At 58.8% G+C, this 15433-nt stretch carries 11 protein-coding genes; 6 read left to right on the top strand and 5 right to left on the bottom strand.

Annotated features, from left to right (window positions below):
- Window positions 1–87: 87 nt before the first annotated feature.
- Complete coding sequence (gene alaS / locus ACWPM9_RS08795) at window positions 88–2748, bottom strand: alanine--tRNA ligase (RefSeq protein ID WP_484757427.1); 2661 nt, start codon at window positions 2746–2748, stop codon at window positions 88–90.
- A 149-nt stretch (window positions 2749–2897) separates the two neighbouring features.
- On the bottom strand, window positions 2898–3989 hold the full coding sequence (gene recA / locus ACWPM9_RS08790; protein ID WP_428187013.1) for a recombinase RecA: 1092 nt from the start codon (window positions 3987–3989) through the stop codon (window positions 2898–2900).
- Window positions 3990–4232: 243 nt separating this feature from the next.
- Here recA and ACWPM9_RS08785 point away from each other — a divergent pair, with 243 nt between their 5' ends.
- Both ACWPM9_RS08785 and ACWPM9_RS08780 read left to right on the top strand, forming a co-directional pair.
- Window positions 4233–5177 carry a carbohydrate kinase family protein gene (locus ACWPM9_RS08785; protein WP_484757426.1) on the top strand — a complete coding sequence of 315 codons (945 nt, stop codon included), beginning with the start codon at window positions 4233–4235 and terminating at the stop codon, window positions 5175–5177.
- A 49-nt stretch (window positions 5178–5226) separates the two neighbouring features.
- Window positions 5227–6153, top strand: a complete 927-nt coding sequence (locus ACWPM9_RS08780) for a pseudouridine-5'-phosphate glycosidase (RefSeq protein WP_484757425.1) — start codon at window positions 5227–5229, stop codon at window positions 6151–6153.
- Window positions 6154–6189: 36 nt separating this feature from the next.
- Here ACWPM9_RS08780 and ACWPM9_RS08775 read toward each other — a convergent pair whose 3' ends face one another.
- Both ACWPM9_RS08775 and cckA read right to left on the bottom strand, forming a co-directional pair.
- Window positions 6190–6918, bottom strand: a complete 729-nt coding sequence (locus ACWPM9_RS08775) for a helix-turn-helix transcriptional regulator (protein ID WP_484757424.1) — start codon at window positions 6916–6918, stop codon at window positions 6190–6192.
- Between the two features lie 209 nt (window positions 6919–7127).
- The gene (gene cckA / locus ACWPM9_RS08770) at window positions 7128–9737 is read right to left on the bottom strand and encodes a cell cycle histidine kinase CckA (RefSeq protein WP_428187017.1); all 2610 of its coding nucleotides are present in this window, start codon (window positions 9735–9737) and stop codon (window positions 7128–7130) included.
- Window positions 9738–10019: 282 nt separating this feature from the next.
- On the opposite strand from cckA, the gene ACWPM9_RS08765 reads away from it, so the two are divergent.
- Entirely contained in the window at window positions 10020–11273 is a 1254-nt protein-coding gene (locus ACWPM9_RS08765) for a flagellar biosynthetic protein FliO (protein ID WP_484757423.1), read from the top strand.
- Window positions 11274–11395: 122 nt separating this feature from the next.
- On the opposite strand, the gene dksA is transcribed toward ACWPM9_RS08765, so the two are convergent.
- The gene (gene dksA, locus ACWPM9_RS08760; protein WP_428187019.1) at window positions 11396–11815 is read right to left on the bottom strand and encodes an RNA polymerase-binding protein DksA; all 420 of its coding nucleotides are present in this window, start codon (window positions 11813–11815) and stop codon (window positions 11396–11398) included.
- A gap of 407 nt (window positions 11816–12222) precedes the next feature.
- Here dksA and ACWPM9_RS08755 point away from each other — a divergent pair, with 407 nt between their 5' ends.
- From ACWPM9_RS08755 to ACWPM9_RS08745, 3 genes are all read left to right on the top strand, one after another.
- Window positions 12223–12732: a SixA phosphatase family protein gene (locus ACWPM9_RS08755; protein WP_484757422.1), complete on the top strand. Its 510-nt coding sequence runs from the start codon at window positions 12223–12225 to the stop codon at window positions 12730–12732.
- Window positions 12733–12844: 112 nt separating this feature from the next.
- The gene (locus ACWPM9_RS08750; RefSeq protein WP_484757421.1) at window positions 12845–14320 is read left to right on the top strand and encodes a YcjX family GTP-binding protein; all 1476 of its coding nucleotides are present in this window, start codon (window positions 12845–12847) and stop codon (window positions 14318–14320) included.
- Window positions 14317–15411 carry a YcjF family protein gene (locus ACWPM9_RS08745; protein WP_484757420.1) on the top strand — a complete coding sequence of 365 codons (1095 nt, stop codon included), beginning with the start codon at window positions 14317–14319 and terminating at the stop codon, window positions 15409–15411. The genes ACWPM9_RS08750 and ACWPM9_RS08745 overlap by 4 nt, the downstream gene beginning before the upstream one ends.
- Window positions 15412–15433 lie beyond the last annotated feature (22 nt).

The raw sequence follows: 15433 nt of genomic DNA, 5'->3' as shown, positions 1-15433 counted from the left end.
ATAGGGAACGCCAAAACATGGCGTTAATCGCCGTGGCGGGACAGTTACATCCCGCCTCGACGATGAAGCCGTTCAACACTTGAGGCTTCAACCCGCGAGCGCTGCCGAAACCGCATCAACGGCCTGCTGCGCATTTGCGCCATCGGGTCCACCGGCCTGCGCCATATCCGCACGTCCGCCACCGCCCTTGCCGCCAAGTGCAGCGGAGGCAATGCGCACCAGATCGACCGCACTGAAACGTTCGGTCAGATCAGCGGTCACACCGACGACGGCGCTTGCCTTGCCATCTTCCGAAACTCCGATCAGCGCGACCACGCCGGAGCCGAGGCCCTGCTTGCCGTCATCTGCCAGCGTCTTCAGATCCTTCGGATCGACGCCCGTCAGAACCTTGCCCAGATATTTCACACCGCCAATATCGACGCTTTCGTCACCACCGGCAGATGAACCGCCCCCCATGGCAAGCTTGCGTTTGGCATCGGCCAGCTCGCGCTCCAGCTTGCGGCGCTCGTCAACCAGAGCCTCGACGCGTGACAACACGTCAACCGGCTGCACCTTGAGCGTCGACGCCAGTGATTTTACCCGCTCGTCCTGTTCGGCCAGATAGGCGCGCGCGGCCTCGCCTGTCAGCGCTTCGATACGGCGCACGCCAGCACCGACTGCACTGTCGCTGAGAATACGGACAATGCCGATCTCCCCCGTTGCACCGACATGGGTGCCGCCGCACAGTTCGACCGAATAGGGCTTTCCGGCCTTTGCTCCATGCAGGCCTGTACCCATTGATACGACACGCACCTCGTCACCGTATTTTTCGCCAAACAGCGCCATGGCGCCTTCGGCTATAGCGTCGTCGACGCTCATCAGACGTGTGGAGACGGGCGCGTTCTGCAACACGATCTCATTTGCCATTTCCTCCACCTGCCGCAACTCATCGGCAGACATCGGCTTGGGATGCGATACGTCAAAGCGAAGCCGCTCGGGCGCCACAAGGGAACCCTTCTGGGCAACATGGGTGCCCAGAATTTCGCGCAGAGCCTCATGAATAAGGTGCGTCGCCGAATGGTTTGACCGCAACCGACCGCGGCGCGCGTGATCGACTGCCAGAACGGCCGCAACACCGGGCTTCACAATACCTTCGCGAACCGTGGCGATATGCACGAAAACACCTTCGCCGCGCTTCAGCGTGTCGGTCACATCGAGCACGAATCCCTCGCCGGAAATGACACCGGCATCGCCCATCTGACCGCCGGATTCACCGTAGAAGGGTGTCTGGTTGGCAACGACCTGAACGGCGTCGCCAGCCGATGCTGAAGGGATGCTGGCGCCATCGCGAACCAGCGCCTGAATTTCACCTTCGGCCGTTTCCGAACTATAGCCGAGGAATTCCGTCGCACCGAAGCGATCCTTGAGCTCGAACCAGATCGCTTCTGCGGCCTTATCGCCGGAACCGGACCAACTGGCCCGCGCCTCTGCTTTTTGCCTCTGCATAGCATCGTTGAAGCTGGTGATATCAACACCGATACCCCGGTTACGCAGCGCATCCTGGGTCAAATCGAGTGGAAAGCCATAAGTGTCGTAAAGCTTGAAGGCCGTTTCCCCATCGAGCGTGTCGCCCTCGGACATCTCGCCCGTGGCATCCGACAACAGAGACAGACCGCGCTCGAGCGTCAACATGAAACGCTTCTCCTCAAGCTTCAGCGTCTCGGTAATCAAAGCCTCTGCGCGTGTCAGTTCGGGATAGGCTCTGCCCATCTCGGACACCAGAACCGGCAAGAGCTTGTAGAGCACCGGCTCGCGGGCACCCAGCAACTTGGCGTGGCGCATGGCCCGGCGCATGATGCGGCGCAGAACGTAACCACGGCCTTCATTGGACGGCAAAACACCATCGGCAATGAGGAATGCGGTGGCGCGGATATGGTCGGCGATGACACGATGGCTCGCCGCAGCCGGACCTTCGGCGCGCGATCCGATGGCCTCTTCGACGGCACCGATCAGGCGGCGGAACAGGTCGGTCTCGTAGTTCGACGTGACCCCTTGCATGATCGCGGCCATGCGCTCCAGGCCCATGCCGGTATCGATCGAAGGACGGGGCAGATCCAGACGCGTCTGGGCATCGATCTGGTCGAACTGCATGAACACCAGGTTCCAGAATTCCAGGAACCGGTCACCATCTTCATCTGCACTGCCCGGAGGTCCGCCGAATACGCTCTCGCCCTGATCGAAGAAGATTTCCGAACACGGTCCGCAAGGTCCGGTATCGCCCATGGTCCAGAAATTGTCGGAGGTCGGAATGCGAATGATCTTGTCGTCAGAAAAACCGCCGATCTTCTTCCACAGCAGCGCCGCTTCATCATCTTCCGAATAGACGGTCACCAGCAGCCGATGCTTGGGCAGGTCGTATTCCTTGGTGATCAGGTTCCAGGCAAGTTCGATCGCCCGCTCCTTGAAATAATCGCCAAAGGAAAAATTGCCGAGCATTTCGAAGAAGGTGTGGTGACGTGCCGTATAGCCGACATTGTCCAGATCGTTATGCTTGCCGCCCGCGCGAACCACCTTCTGGGCCGTGGTCGCTGTCGAATAGGGACGCTGCTCGAGACCGGTGAAGACGTTCTTGAACTGCACCATGCCGGCATTGGTAAACATCAATGTCGGGTCATTTTGCGGCACAAGCGGAGAAGACGACACGACCTCGTGACCGTTCGTCTTGAAATAGTCGAGGAATGTCGACCGGATATCGTTCACGCCGCTCATTTCATGCCCTTCACTGCTGCCATATGCTGGCTCATACTCTTAAAACCAAAGGCTTTTATCGCCCACCACCGAGACTGTCCAGCCGACAAAGCAAAACCGGCCATACATCTTGCGATATATGACCGGTCATAACATGATTTAGCGATGGATCAGTCGTCGTTGACGGCCTCGGCATCGTCATCATTGCCGGGGCCGCCATTATCCAGAAAACGCTCGGCGATCAGGCCTGCATTCTGGCGAAGCGACAGCTCGATCTCCTGTGCCACCTCCGGATTGTCGCGCAGGAAGTTCTTGGCGTTCTCACGCCCCTGCCCCAGCCGCTGACTGTTATAGGAGAACCACGCACCGGCCTTTTCGACGATCCCTGCCTTCACGCCCAGATCCACCAACTCGCCGGTCTTGGATACGCCCTCACCATACATGATGTCGAATTCGACCTGTTTGAAGGGAGGTGCCATCTTGTTCTTGACGACCTTGACGCGGGTCTGGTTGCCAACAACCTCTTCGCGATCCTTGACTGCGCCAATACGACGAATATCGAGACGCACGGACGCATAGAATTTGAGCGCATTACCACCCGTCGTGGTCTCGGGCGAACCAAACATCACACCGATCTTCATACGGATCTGGTTGATGAAGACCACCATGCAATTCGAACGGGAAATCGAGGCGGTCAGCTTACGCAGCGCCTGGCTCATCAGACGTGCCTGCAGGCCCGGAAGGCTGTCGCCCATCTCGCCTTCGATTTCGGCTCTCGGTGTCAACGCTGCAACGGAGTCGATGACCAGAACGTCAATCGCGCCGGAGCGGACGAGGGTGTCGGTAATTTCAAGCGCCTGCTCACCGGTATCGGGCTGCGAAATCAGAAGGTTCTGCAGATCGACACCAAGCTTGCGGGCATAGACCGGATCAAGCGCATGTTCGGCGTCGACGAAAGCGCAAATGCCGCCCTTCTTCTGCGCTTCAGCGATGGTCTGCAGCGCCAGCGTGGTTTTACCGGAGCTTTCCGGACCGTAAATTTCAATAATACGTCCCTTGGGCAGGCCACCCACGCCAAGAGCAATATCAAGACCGAGCGAGCCAGTCGAAATCGTTTCGATCTCCACCACGTTCTCGTTCGAGCCGAGCTTCATGATCGAGCCCTTGCCGAAGGAACGCTCAATCTGAGAAAGAGCCGCTTCCAATGCCTTGCTTTTATCCACCGTTTTGTCCTCTACGAGCCGCAAACTATTTTGTGCCATTAGATCCACCTTTAGGTTATTGAAGCCGCATAGGCAATGAAGCTGTCCTGACTGAGTTTGTACTCTTTTTGTTCCAAAAATACAAGTCCTCGCCAACAGATTGATTTCATGAATGTTTTAACCTCATGTTCTATATATGTTTTCAACAAGATCGGATGGGGAAAACCATGGCGAAGAAGACTAGTCACCCAGGCAGCTGCACCTATACGATTCGCCCGGAACCGGGTCTGAGAGGAGACTGAAATGACAGCGCGGATACTGGTTCTGGGTGGTGCCCATATCGACCGCCGGGGGCGCATTTCAGGTGCGACCACCCCAGGCGCCAGCAATCCGGGCAGCTGGATGGCGGAGCCCGGCGGCGGCGCCTTCAATGCCGCGCGCGCACTCTCAAGACTGGGCCATTCCGTCCGCCTGATCACGCCCAGGGGTGGCGATGCTGCGGGCGAAAGTGTCGCTCAGGCAGCGATAGATGCCGGCATAGACGACCGCCCCTTTGTCTTTCTAGACCGTGCCACGCCAAGCTATACCGCGATCCTCGAACGCGATGGCAATCTGGTGATAGCGCTGGCCGATATGGACCTCTACCGCCTTTTTACGCCTCGCCGCCTGCGCGTCAGCTCCGTCAGAAATGCGCTTGATGAAACAGATCTGATTCTGACGGACGCCAATCTCCCGGCGGAGACGCTCGCTGCCATTTGCAAAGCAGCAAACGATCGCAATATTCCCGTGGCGGCAATCGCCATCTCTCCAGCCAAGGTGGTCCGCTTTAGCGCGATACTACCTCAACTCGACTTTCTGTTCATGAACACGGCAGAGGCCACCGCCCTGACTGGCTGGCGCGCAGACACGACGGCCGAATGGCCGGCACTCTTGCGCGCCAAAGGCCTGAAAGCCGGTATCGTGACAAATGGTGGCGATGCGGTTGTCGCGTTCAATGGCGATGAATCGGCCCTTCTTGCACCGCCTCCGCTGGATCATGTTGCCGATGTCACCGGCGCTGGTGATGCTGCAACAGCCGGTTTTCTGGATGCAGTCATTGCGCACCAGCCGCTGGCCGAAGCGCTGCGCCAGGCCGTCGCGTGCGCCGCGATCACCCTTCAGGCGACCAATGCCACGGCGGCAAATTTGTCGCGAGCGGTTCTCGAACAGCATATGAAGCTTGTGCCACCAGCTGAAAACCTGTCATGAAGCCCAAAAGTCGCGCCTGACGGGGCGCACACGAAACGGAATGAGAGCAATGACCCAAGCCATGTCGTCCCCCCTGCCTATCGTCTATTCGCGCGAAGTCGCAGCAGCCAAAGAGCGCGGCGCGCCTCTGGTCGCCCTGGAATCGACGATCATCACCCATGGCATGCCCTATCCCGGCAATCTCGACATGGCCCGCAGCGTGGAAGAGATCATCCGCAAGGAAGGTGCCGTCCCGGCAACCATCGCCGTTCTCCATGGCGTGCTGCATATCGGTCTGGAGCCGGATCAGCTGGAAGCACTGGCGCAGATGAAGGATGTGATGAAGCTGTCGCGCGCCGACCTGGGCTTTGCCATCGCCGAACGCCGCAATGGCGCCACCACGGTTGCCGCCACCATGATCGCTGCGGCCCGTGCCGGCATCTCGGTTTTCGCCACCGGCGGCATCGGCGGCGTGCATCGCCGAGCCGAAGAAAGCTTCGACATTTCTGCAGATCTGGAAGAGCTGGCCAAGACAGCGGTGATCGTCGTGTCTGCTGGCCCCAAGGCCATTCTCGATATCCCCAAGACCATGGAAGTGCTGGAAACGCGCGGCGTGCCGGTCGTCACCTTCGACAGCGAGGAATTTCCGGCCTTCTGGTCGCGCACCTCCGGTCTGAAAAGCGCGCTCAACCTGCCAAGCCCGGCAGCGATTGCCAATTTCCAGAAAACCCGCGCTCAACTTGGCCTGGAAGGCGGCATGCTGATTGCAAATCCCGTTCCCGAAGCCGATGAAATCCCCCGCGAGGAAATGGAAATCTATATCGGTCGCGCTCTTGCCAGTGCTGAACGCGAAGCGATTGCCGGCAAGGACGTGACCCCCTTCCTGCTGGACGCAATCTTCACACTGACAGAGGGGCGCAGCCTCAAGACCAATATTGCATTGGTGGAAAACAACGCGCGCCTTGCAGCCGAAATTGCTGTTGCAATGACGTTTTGATCGGCAATCAGCCGATCAGAATTCGATGAAGACCTATCAGGAAATATAACCGCGGCGGAGCGCTTCCGCCACGGCCTGTTCCAGCCGCTCCACACCGAGCTTTCCACAAAGCCCGCTGACGAGATAGCGGATGGTGCGGATGGATAGGGAAAGTTCTCGGGCCAGCAGCTCGGAATCCCCGCCCGCAGACGCAAGTTCCAGACAGCGTATCTCCAGATCAGACAATCCGGAACCGGCCAGTCCAGCGCGCTTGTCGAACTCTCTCAGGCGATGAATGACCTGGATCGAGAGGAAACTGAGTTCCTCCATCTCCTCCTCAGACAGCCTTTCACGATCGCCGTAAAATCCGATGATGCGTTCTGTTCCTTTCAAACCGTTTATCGCCAGATACGCGCCACGATTGATTTTGAACCGGACGAGCAGATCGCTCATGATCGCGTGCTGCGACGGATCGAGGCCTTCGGCAAATTCCGCAACGCCCCACTGATAAGACAGAGACTTGGACAGATCGAAAGCGGTAGAGGGTAGGCAAATTCGCCGACCGATGGCCTCGAAATGATCCATGAAAGATTCCGGGAAGCTATAGATCAGGAGTTGTTCGCGCAAAGGCATATGCTCGACCGGATAAGCGCAATAGACCTTGTAATAGGAAAAGCCGAAGCGATCGCGGATAGTGACGATTAACTCACCAATATCCTTCAGCGTCTCGGCCGCCTGTACCCCGGCAACAATCTCGTTCCGGCCCGAACTGTCATCGCCAGTCACAGTTTTTCCACCGCGTATGTTCAAGACAACCGACGCAAACCTTTCAGTCTACGCACCCCCATGTCGCGCATGTCACAACCGCAGACGCTGAAGCTTAGGTGAAACCCGTTCAGGCGGCAATGCTTATGTATATCTATTGATTATAATTTTAGCAGATTTCGCAATCCGCCCTGACAGCGGCCAGCACCCGCAAATGCCAATAGATCCCATCAACTGTCGAGCATTTCACGCACGGCCACAGCCAGCTGCTTGAGGGAAAACGGCTTCGGCAGGAAGCCAAATTTGGCGTCAGCAGGCAGGTTACGGGCAAAGGCATCCTCGGCATAACCGGACACGAAAATGAACTTGAGGTCCGGATAAACCTTGCGGATTTCCTTCAACAGGCTCGGTCCGTCCATCTCCGGCATCACCACATCGGATACCACAATGTCAATTGCGCCATTGAGCTCCTCGATGATGTCGAGCGCCTCGATCCCGGAGCCGGCCTCGTGAACGGTATAGCCGCGCGTCTCCAGCATGCGTTTGCCGCCGCGACGGACGGCCTCTTCATCCTCGACCAGAAGCACGACAGCCGACTGCCCGGTGAGATCCTGCTGGTCGGTGCCTTCGCCATTTGACAGCTTTGCCTGCGAAGAGGCAGCGGCACCTTCCGCCTTTTCGACATCGGCCTGCTCGGCAAGCACCGCTTCCTGCTCGTAGCGTGGCAGCAGAATGCGGAAAGTCGTACCCTTGCCCACTTCCGATTCCGGATAGATGTAACCGCCCGACTGCTTGACGATGCCATACACCATGGCAAGCCCAAGGCCGGTGCCCTTGCCAACATCCTTGGTGGTAAAGAACGGCTCGAAGATCTTGTCCATGATCTCAGGTGCGATACCGGTGCCGTTATCCGAGACCTCGACCATCACGAAATCTTCAGCAGCCAGCCCGCGATAATCGAAGGCTGCGGCCTGAGCGGCCGTGACATTGCTTGTCTTGACGGTAATCGCGCCGCCATCCGGCATGGCGTCGCGCGCATTGACGCAAAGGTTGATCAGCACCTGCTCGAACTGGGACAGATCGGTCTTGACCGGCCAGAGGTCGCGGCCGAATTCCACCTTGAGCTTGACATTCGTGCCGGAAATCAACCGGTCCACCAGCATGCGCAGGTCGCCGATGACATCGGTCAGGTTGAGTACGGTCGGACGCATGGTCTGCTTGCGTGAGAACGCCAGCAACTGACGCACCAGCACGGCAGCGCGGTTGGCATTGCGCTTGATTTCCATCAGATCGGCAAAGCTCGCATCCGCAGGTCTTGCCTGCAAAAGCAGGTGATCGGAGGAGAGAAGGATTGCCGTCAGGACATTGTTGAAGTCATGCGCAATACCACCGGCAAGCGTTCCAACCGCATTCATCTTCTGCGTCTGCGCCATCTGCGCTTCCAGCGCCTTTTGATCGGTCACATCGACCGCATAGACAATCGCCGCCTCTTCCGGCGCCTCGTCGCTCTGGTCGATGACGGCATTCACGTAAAAGCGGAAGTAGCGCGTATCGTTGAGCGGATGACGCGAGTCGATCGGCGCAATATCGACCTGCCTGTCCTTGGCGGCAGCCAGCGCCTCGGCAAAGACCGCCCGATCACTCTCATGAATCACCGCTTCCATGAGAGCCTGATTGCCCACTTCATCGCGAGGCACGATATCGGAGAACAGGCGAAGGAAGGGCGCATTGGTCCTGAGAATTCGACCATTGCCGTCCACCGAGGCAATTGCCATCGGCGTATTATTGAAGAAGCGCGTGAACCGCATCGAGGCGCTGGAATCGGACGTATCGCTGCCAGAATCCTGGCGCGTGAGCACAATCGTGCGGCTTTCGCCCGGCGCACCGTCGCGCGCGGTGCGAACACGGTGCACGAGCCGCACCGGCAGGCTCTGGCCGTTGCTGCGTCTGAGGTCCAGATCAAGCGCCTCGGTTTTGGACAGACCCGGCTCGGCATGCACCGACTGCACCAGCGCCATGCCCTCACCCGCCACCAGATCGGACAGATAGATCGAGCCCGGCGAAAACTGCGTGAGATCGATCCCCAGCCATTCGGCAAGCGTGGCGTTCAGATAGTAGATTTCGCCCTTGCGTCCGGCAGAAAAGAAACCGGCCGGCGCATGGTCGAGATAATCGATGGCATTCTGCAATTCGCGGAAGAACCGCTCCTGCTCGTCGCGCTCGGCGCTGATATCGGCAATCCGCCAGACATGAAGTTTCTCACCCCTGTCTTCCTGCTCGAGAAGACGGGCAGTCAGCCGGTACCAATGTGCGCCAGTCCCGTTCGGCTGCTGCGTGCCAAGCGGCTTGATGAGGCGAAAATCCTCGTAACCCTCATTGCCTTCGCGCAGACCATTGGTCAGCCGGTAAAGCGCCTCGCTCGATTCCCGCTGTTTCGACAACAACATTTCGAGCGTCTGCACGTCTGTCGCCTTGGTTGCCCCTGTCATGCGGCCATAGGCAGCATTGGCATAGACGATGCGACCTTTCAGATCCGTAATCAGCGTACCTTCGGGCTGGCTCGCCAGAAAATCACGGCCCAACGAATCATGCGCAGCATTGGGTGTGACCTCGACGAAGCCGATGACAGCGGACACCAGGAAGAAGATGCCGACCATGGCCAGCACGCCAAGCATGCCAAGCACGATCTCGTTGTCGAGCTTGTCCTTGAACACCACGAAGGCGACGGCCGCGGCAATGAGGACGAAGGCCAGTAAAATGACGCGCAAGGCTGTGCCGGATCGTTTTGCACGGTCCACCAGCGGCGCTTCCGTCTGACCGGCCTGCTGCAAACTGTTCATCCATTCCTCATGATTGATGTTCTGCGACGATCCCTGACAGACCCCACAATTCTACCGGCGATTCTCTCTTAGCAATTTGCGGCTGCTACAAAAAGGACCGCCGGGTCAGTTTCATCCCGCCAATTCACAGGGAATTCAAAGCCTCTTAACGCATGTTGCGCGCGGGAAACAGCGCCAACTGTCGGAGATGTTGAAACTTGCTACGATGCAGGCCTTGCCCATGCCTTGCTTCGCTGCGAAAAAAGACGTCTTCTGTCAAATGTGCCAGAGAGAGGTATTGCTATGCTTGATGATCTGATTACGGCCTATGGAAACCGCTTCCTTGTCGCCGCCGTCGGCGTAAGTCTCGCGATACTCTGCCTTTTTGCAGTTCTTTGGCTTCTGCGCCATAAGGCGCCGTCCCCCTTTGTCAGGGGCGGCCGCAACCGCCAGCCACGGCTGCAGGTGCTGGATGCGGCGGCAGTGGACGCGCGCAGACGCATTGTCCTGATCCGGCGCGACAATGTCGAACATCTGGTCATGATCGGTGGACCGACCGATATCGTCATCGAGAGCGGCATTGGCGACGAACGAACTTATATTTCCGTTCCAGAGGCAGCAGCCACTTCGATCCCCGCCCAGCCGGAGAAACCGCAGGCCATCGCAGAATCGGAGCCTCCGGCCCGCCCTCTGGCCGTAGACACTCGGCGTCCCATGCCTCAGCCACCGGTCGGGGAGCGCCGCGCCGAGGCAGCACCTGTTGCCGCCGCCCCAAAAGCGGTCCCAACGCCACCTCCTGCTGCTGCACCAGATCCAGCGACTGTAACATCAGCACCGACAATGGCAGCAGAGCCCGAGCCACCGCGCAGCAGGCAGACACCGATCGTCGACAACCCTTTCGAACCGGAAGCAGACGACGATACTTATTCCGCCAAAGTGCAACCGGTGACACCGACTTCACTGACCGCCAGCGAAGAAGGCGAGCAGCAGAACACGGCTGTCGAACCTTCCGCTTCGCCTGCCCAAGCCATATCGGTCTCGGCGCCCACGCCGCCCGATAATCCACCCGCAAGCCGGCAGAAACCTGAACCGCCGCAGATAACCGACGAAAACAGTGTCGACGATATCCTTGAGGCGGCGCGCAGCCGTGTTCTGACACCGCAAGCAGACCCGGCGAGGATGCCAGCGGCGATGCCCTCGCCCGCGGCATCAATGCCACCTGCCGGCCAACCGGTCCCGCAGCCCAAGGCACCGGGCAAACCGTCAAGCGACTTTGAGCGCATCCTGGAGGATGAAATGAATCTGCGCCTCGCAGACAACATGCCTGCTGCGCCGCAGCGCCCGCTGGCCCCCACTGTCATGCCCCCCAGGCCCACAGCTGCGCCTATGGTCATGGTCGATCCGCCACTGCGCCCGGTCGCCTCCTCCGCTGGCTCGACCGCAGCACAACCCGCAACGAAGACGACAACCCCGCAAGCCGCCAATCAGCAAGAACCAAGCTTGCAGACGGAAATTGCCCGTATTTTCGGTGAGATGTCAGTCAAACGCAGCGACTGAAAGCCCCTCGACATGAAAAACGGCGCCCGAAGGCGCCGTAAGAAAAATGTCCGTATCTGCGAGCCATCGCCATCCGGGTGCGAAACGAACGCCCCGCACCTGTCACGACTGCGGCGACGCAATTATTCGTCGCGGTAGACCTTTTCCCGCCGCTCGTGCCGCTCTTGCGCCTCGATCGACAGTGTGGCGATCGGACGTGCGTCCAGCCGCTTCAAACCGATAGGCTCACCTGTTTCCTCGCAGTAACCATATGTTCCCTCATCGATACGCTGCAAGGCAGCGTCGATCTTGGAAATAAGCTTGCGCTGGCGATCGCGTGCGCGAAGCTCAATGGCCCTGTCTGTTTCGGATGATGCCCTGTCAGCCAGGTCAGGATGATTTGCGCTTTCCTCGGCCAGATGGCCAAGCGTTTCGCGCGCCTCCCGAAGGATATCATTCTTCCACGCAATCAATTTGGCGCGAAAGTATGCCTTCTGGTTTGCACTCATGAACTCCTCATTTTCAGAGAGTACATGATTGCCAAGATTGATCTTCTCACTCAACGCGATTCTCCTGAAGAACATCTCAATGGGCGGCTGTATACCTTTTCGAAACGACTGATTCAAGCCTGAATGAAAGGTTTCGGTTAATTCTCAACACGTCATAAAACCCTCATAAACGCCTCATTTTTAATCGGAAATTGGCAAAACACGCCTAATTCTACAGCATGTGCAGTGCAACACGCAGGATTCCCGATTTAATACATGTCAATATCTAGGCATGAAAAGTTCTCGACCGACCAACTCTCCTCAAAATTGAATTTTCTTGAACGGCACGAAACCGACAGTTTCAAACTTTAATGGGGCAGCAGGCGAATTATCCACCAGGGATGAATTCCATTTAAGGACGACAAAAGGTAAGGCTAGAACCATGCCGCTGGCTGGCTCCACCCATCACGATGACGGACCGGATGACGTTTACCAAATCGCCCCTTAGCCGTCTTTATCTTATGCGCCACGCCAATGCGGCATGGGCACAGCCCGGCACAAGCGACTTCGACCGCGAACTGACAGACGAGGGCTACGCCGAAGCCGAAATTGTGGCCGACAAGGCTGCCGGGAAAAACTACGTTCCGGCCCGGTTGCTCAGTTCCACCGCAAAACGCTGCCGTCAGACATCAGAGGCCATTCGCCGAAGCATGGATGAGGAGCTCGACTGCAATTTCATTGACACGCTCTACAATGCACCCGCCGATACCCTTCTGGAAATCATTGCGGCGCAGACCAGCTCCACGTCCCTGATGATCGTTGGACATAATCCCGCCATGGAAGAGGCACTTGTCGAGCTGGTCGGTGAAGACGTCTTCCATCGCGCCATACCCTTTGGATATCCAACTGCCGGCCTCGCAGTCCTGGACCGCACAGATCCGAAGGCCAAGGCACCCTATGCCTGGGTTCTGGTGGATTTCCTTCAGGAATAGGTAGCCTGCGGGGACAAGTGCGGCACCGAACTGCAAATGCCACGTCTCCTTGCCTTTTTTAGCCGCTACCGGGGACCTATATTGACCGGGAGACAGCAACCGGGAGCCAGCTTTGCCGCCACTGATCACGTCCATTGCCGATGAAGCGGCGATTGCCTTCGACAACTTATCCGACAGGGCATCCAATCTCGTTCATCCGACATTGCGTCTGGGTGTGACGGGACTATCGCGCGCCGGAAAGACTGTCTTCATCTCGTCACTGGTTCACAATTTGCTGCATGGCGGTCGCCTGCCGCTTTTTGAGGCCATGCGATCAGGTCGGGTAAGCGGCGTGACGCTGGAGGAGCAGCCCGACGATGCCGTTCCGCGCTTTCAGTATGAAGATCATATCCGCGCGCTGGTGCGCGATCGGATATGGCCCGATTCGACGAGAGCGATTTCCGAGCTGCGTCTGACGATCCAGTATGAAAGCGCAAGCGGTTGGAGCCGCATGTTTTCGTCCGGAAAGCTCTCCATCGATATTGTCGATTATCCCGGCGAATGGCTGCTCGACCTGCCTCTGCTCCAACAGGATTATCGAACCTTCAGCGCCAATACGGTGGAACTGGCCCGAACGGGTATCCGCTCTGACCTGTCGACGGCCTGGCTGGAGGAAAGCGCAAAAATCGATATGGATGCGCCGGCTGACGAGATGACGGCCCGAAAGCTGTCGGCGCTCTTTTCCGATTATCTGCGCGCCTGCAAGGCTGATGAACGCTCGTTGTCAACGCTTCCGCCAGGTCGCTTCCTGATGCCCGGCGATCTGGAAGGGTCACCGGCACTCACCTTCGCTCCCCTTCCCGATATGCCCGATGAGCGCCCGCCCTCGGGCTCGCTGCGCGCCATGATGGAGCGTCGCTTCGAGGCCTATAAATCCGTGGTCGTCAAACCCTTCTTCCGCGAGCATTTCGCCCGCCTCGACCGCCAGATCGTGCTGGTCGATGCTTTGCAGGCCATCAATCGCGGCCCCGAAGCCGTTCAGGATCTGGAACGGGCACTGGCCGACGTGCTCGGCTGTTTCCGCCCCGGCACCAATAATTTTCTAAGCGCCCTCCTTCGTCGCCGTATCGACAAGGTCCTGGTGGCAGCCACCAAGGCCGACCATCTGCATCACGAAAGCCATGACCGCCTTCAGGCGGTCACACGCCGCCTCGTGGATCGGGCCATTGAAACCATCGGCCGTTCGGGCGCCGGTATTGAAGTGATGGCACTGGCCTCCGTTCGGGCAACCCGGGAGGCCAACGTCAAGGAGAACGGTGAGGAACTGCCCGTCATCGTCGGCACGCCCATGGCAGGCGAAACCATCGGCGGTGAGCGCTTCGATGGCAATCGCAGCACTGCCGTCTTTCCCGGAGACTTGCCGGAGGACCCGAGCGGGTTCTTCCGTGAACTGGACGATCCGTCGCTCCATGCCCATCTCCCGCACCTCAACATCCTGCGCTTTCGCCCCCCGAAGCTGGAAGAGACCGGCGACGGACTGACCTTGTCGGTACCGCATATCCGGCTGGATCGCGCATTGCAGTTTCTGATCGGAGACCGACTGGCATGAGCAAGCCACCCGTCACCCCCGGCAATAAAACACGACGTCCCGCAGCGTTTTCCGTCGATCCGCCGCAAGACACACCAAGGCAGCCCGACAGAGCAAAACGGCAGCCACGCAGCTTCGACTATCAAGTCGACGTCATTCCCGATGAAGAGGATGCATTTCTGGCCGAACAGGCCGTCGATGCCGATGTCCCGCCCCTCGCCGTGCCGCGCAAGCGCCGCTTCTCGTTCTTGAAGCTCGCCGCAAGCGCCTTCGGCATTCTGTTTTCGCTGGCCATAGGCCTTTGGACAGACGCCCTCATCCGCGACCTGTTCACCCGCGCCGACTGGCTTGGCTATACAGCGATCGGGCTGGTGACGATCGGCCTGCTTGCCCTTTTGATCGCGATCCTGCGCGAGATCAGAGGGATCATGCGGCTCGAGGCCGCGCAAAAGCTGAAGACGTCTGCTGCAGAAGCACTTGCTCTTAACCGATCATCCGAGGCGCGCTCGGTGGTGTCACGGCTCACCAGCCTTCTGGCCGAGCGACCCGAAACGGCAAAGGGCCGCGCAGCCATGGAGGACGTGCGCGACGACATTATCGATCCCCCCGAACTTCTGGCCCTTGCAGAGCGCGAACTGCTGTCTCCGCTCGACCGCAAGGCCCGCGCGCTGATCCTCAATTCCGCCAAGCGCGTCTCAGTCGTCACCGCCGTCAGCCCCCGCGCCATCGTCGATCTCGCTTATGTTCTTTATGAAGTCGTGCGTCTTGTCCGGGCAATGGCCGAACTCTATGGCGGACATCCCGGCACCTTCGGCATGCTAAGGCTGCTGCGCGACGTCGTTGCCCATCTTGCCGTCACCGGATCGATTGCGGTCGGCGACAGTCTGGTGCAGCAGGTGCTGGGCCATGGTCTCGCATCGCGGCTATCGGCCCGACTCGGCGAAGGCGTGATCAACGGACTAATGACCGCCCGCATCGGCATTGCCGCCATGGATCTGTGCAGGCCGCTACCCTTTGCGGCCCTGAAGCGCCCGGGCATCGGCGACTTCATATCCGATCTGACACCCAGCATGACAGGCAATTCGACGGCAAAAACCAGTCGCGACGACTGAAGTTTCCCATTGCCGCGGCGTT

The sequence above is a fragment of the Agrobacterium sp. H141 genome (assembly GCF_057158725.1).
Note: the sequence above shows the minus strand (reverse complement) of the source record. Positions and strands in the feature narration are given on the sequence as shown.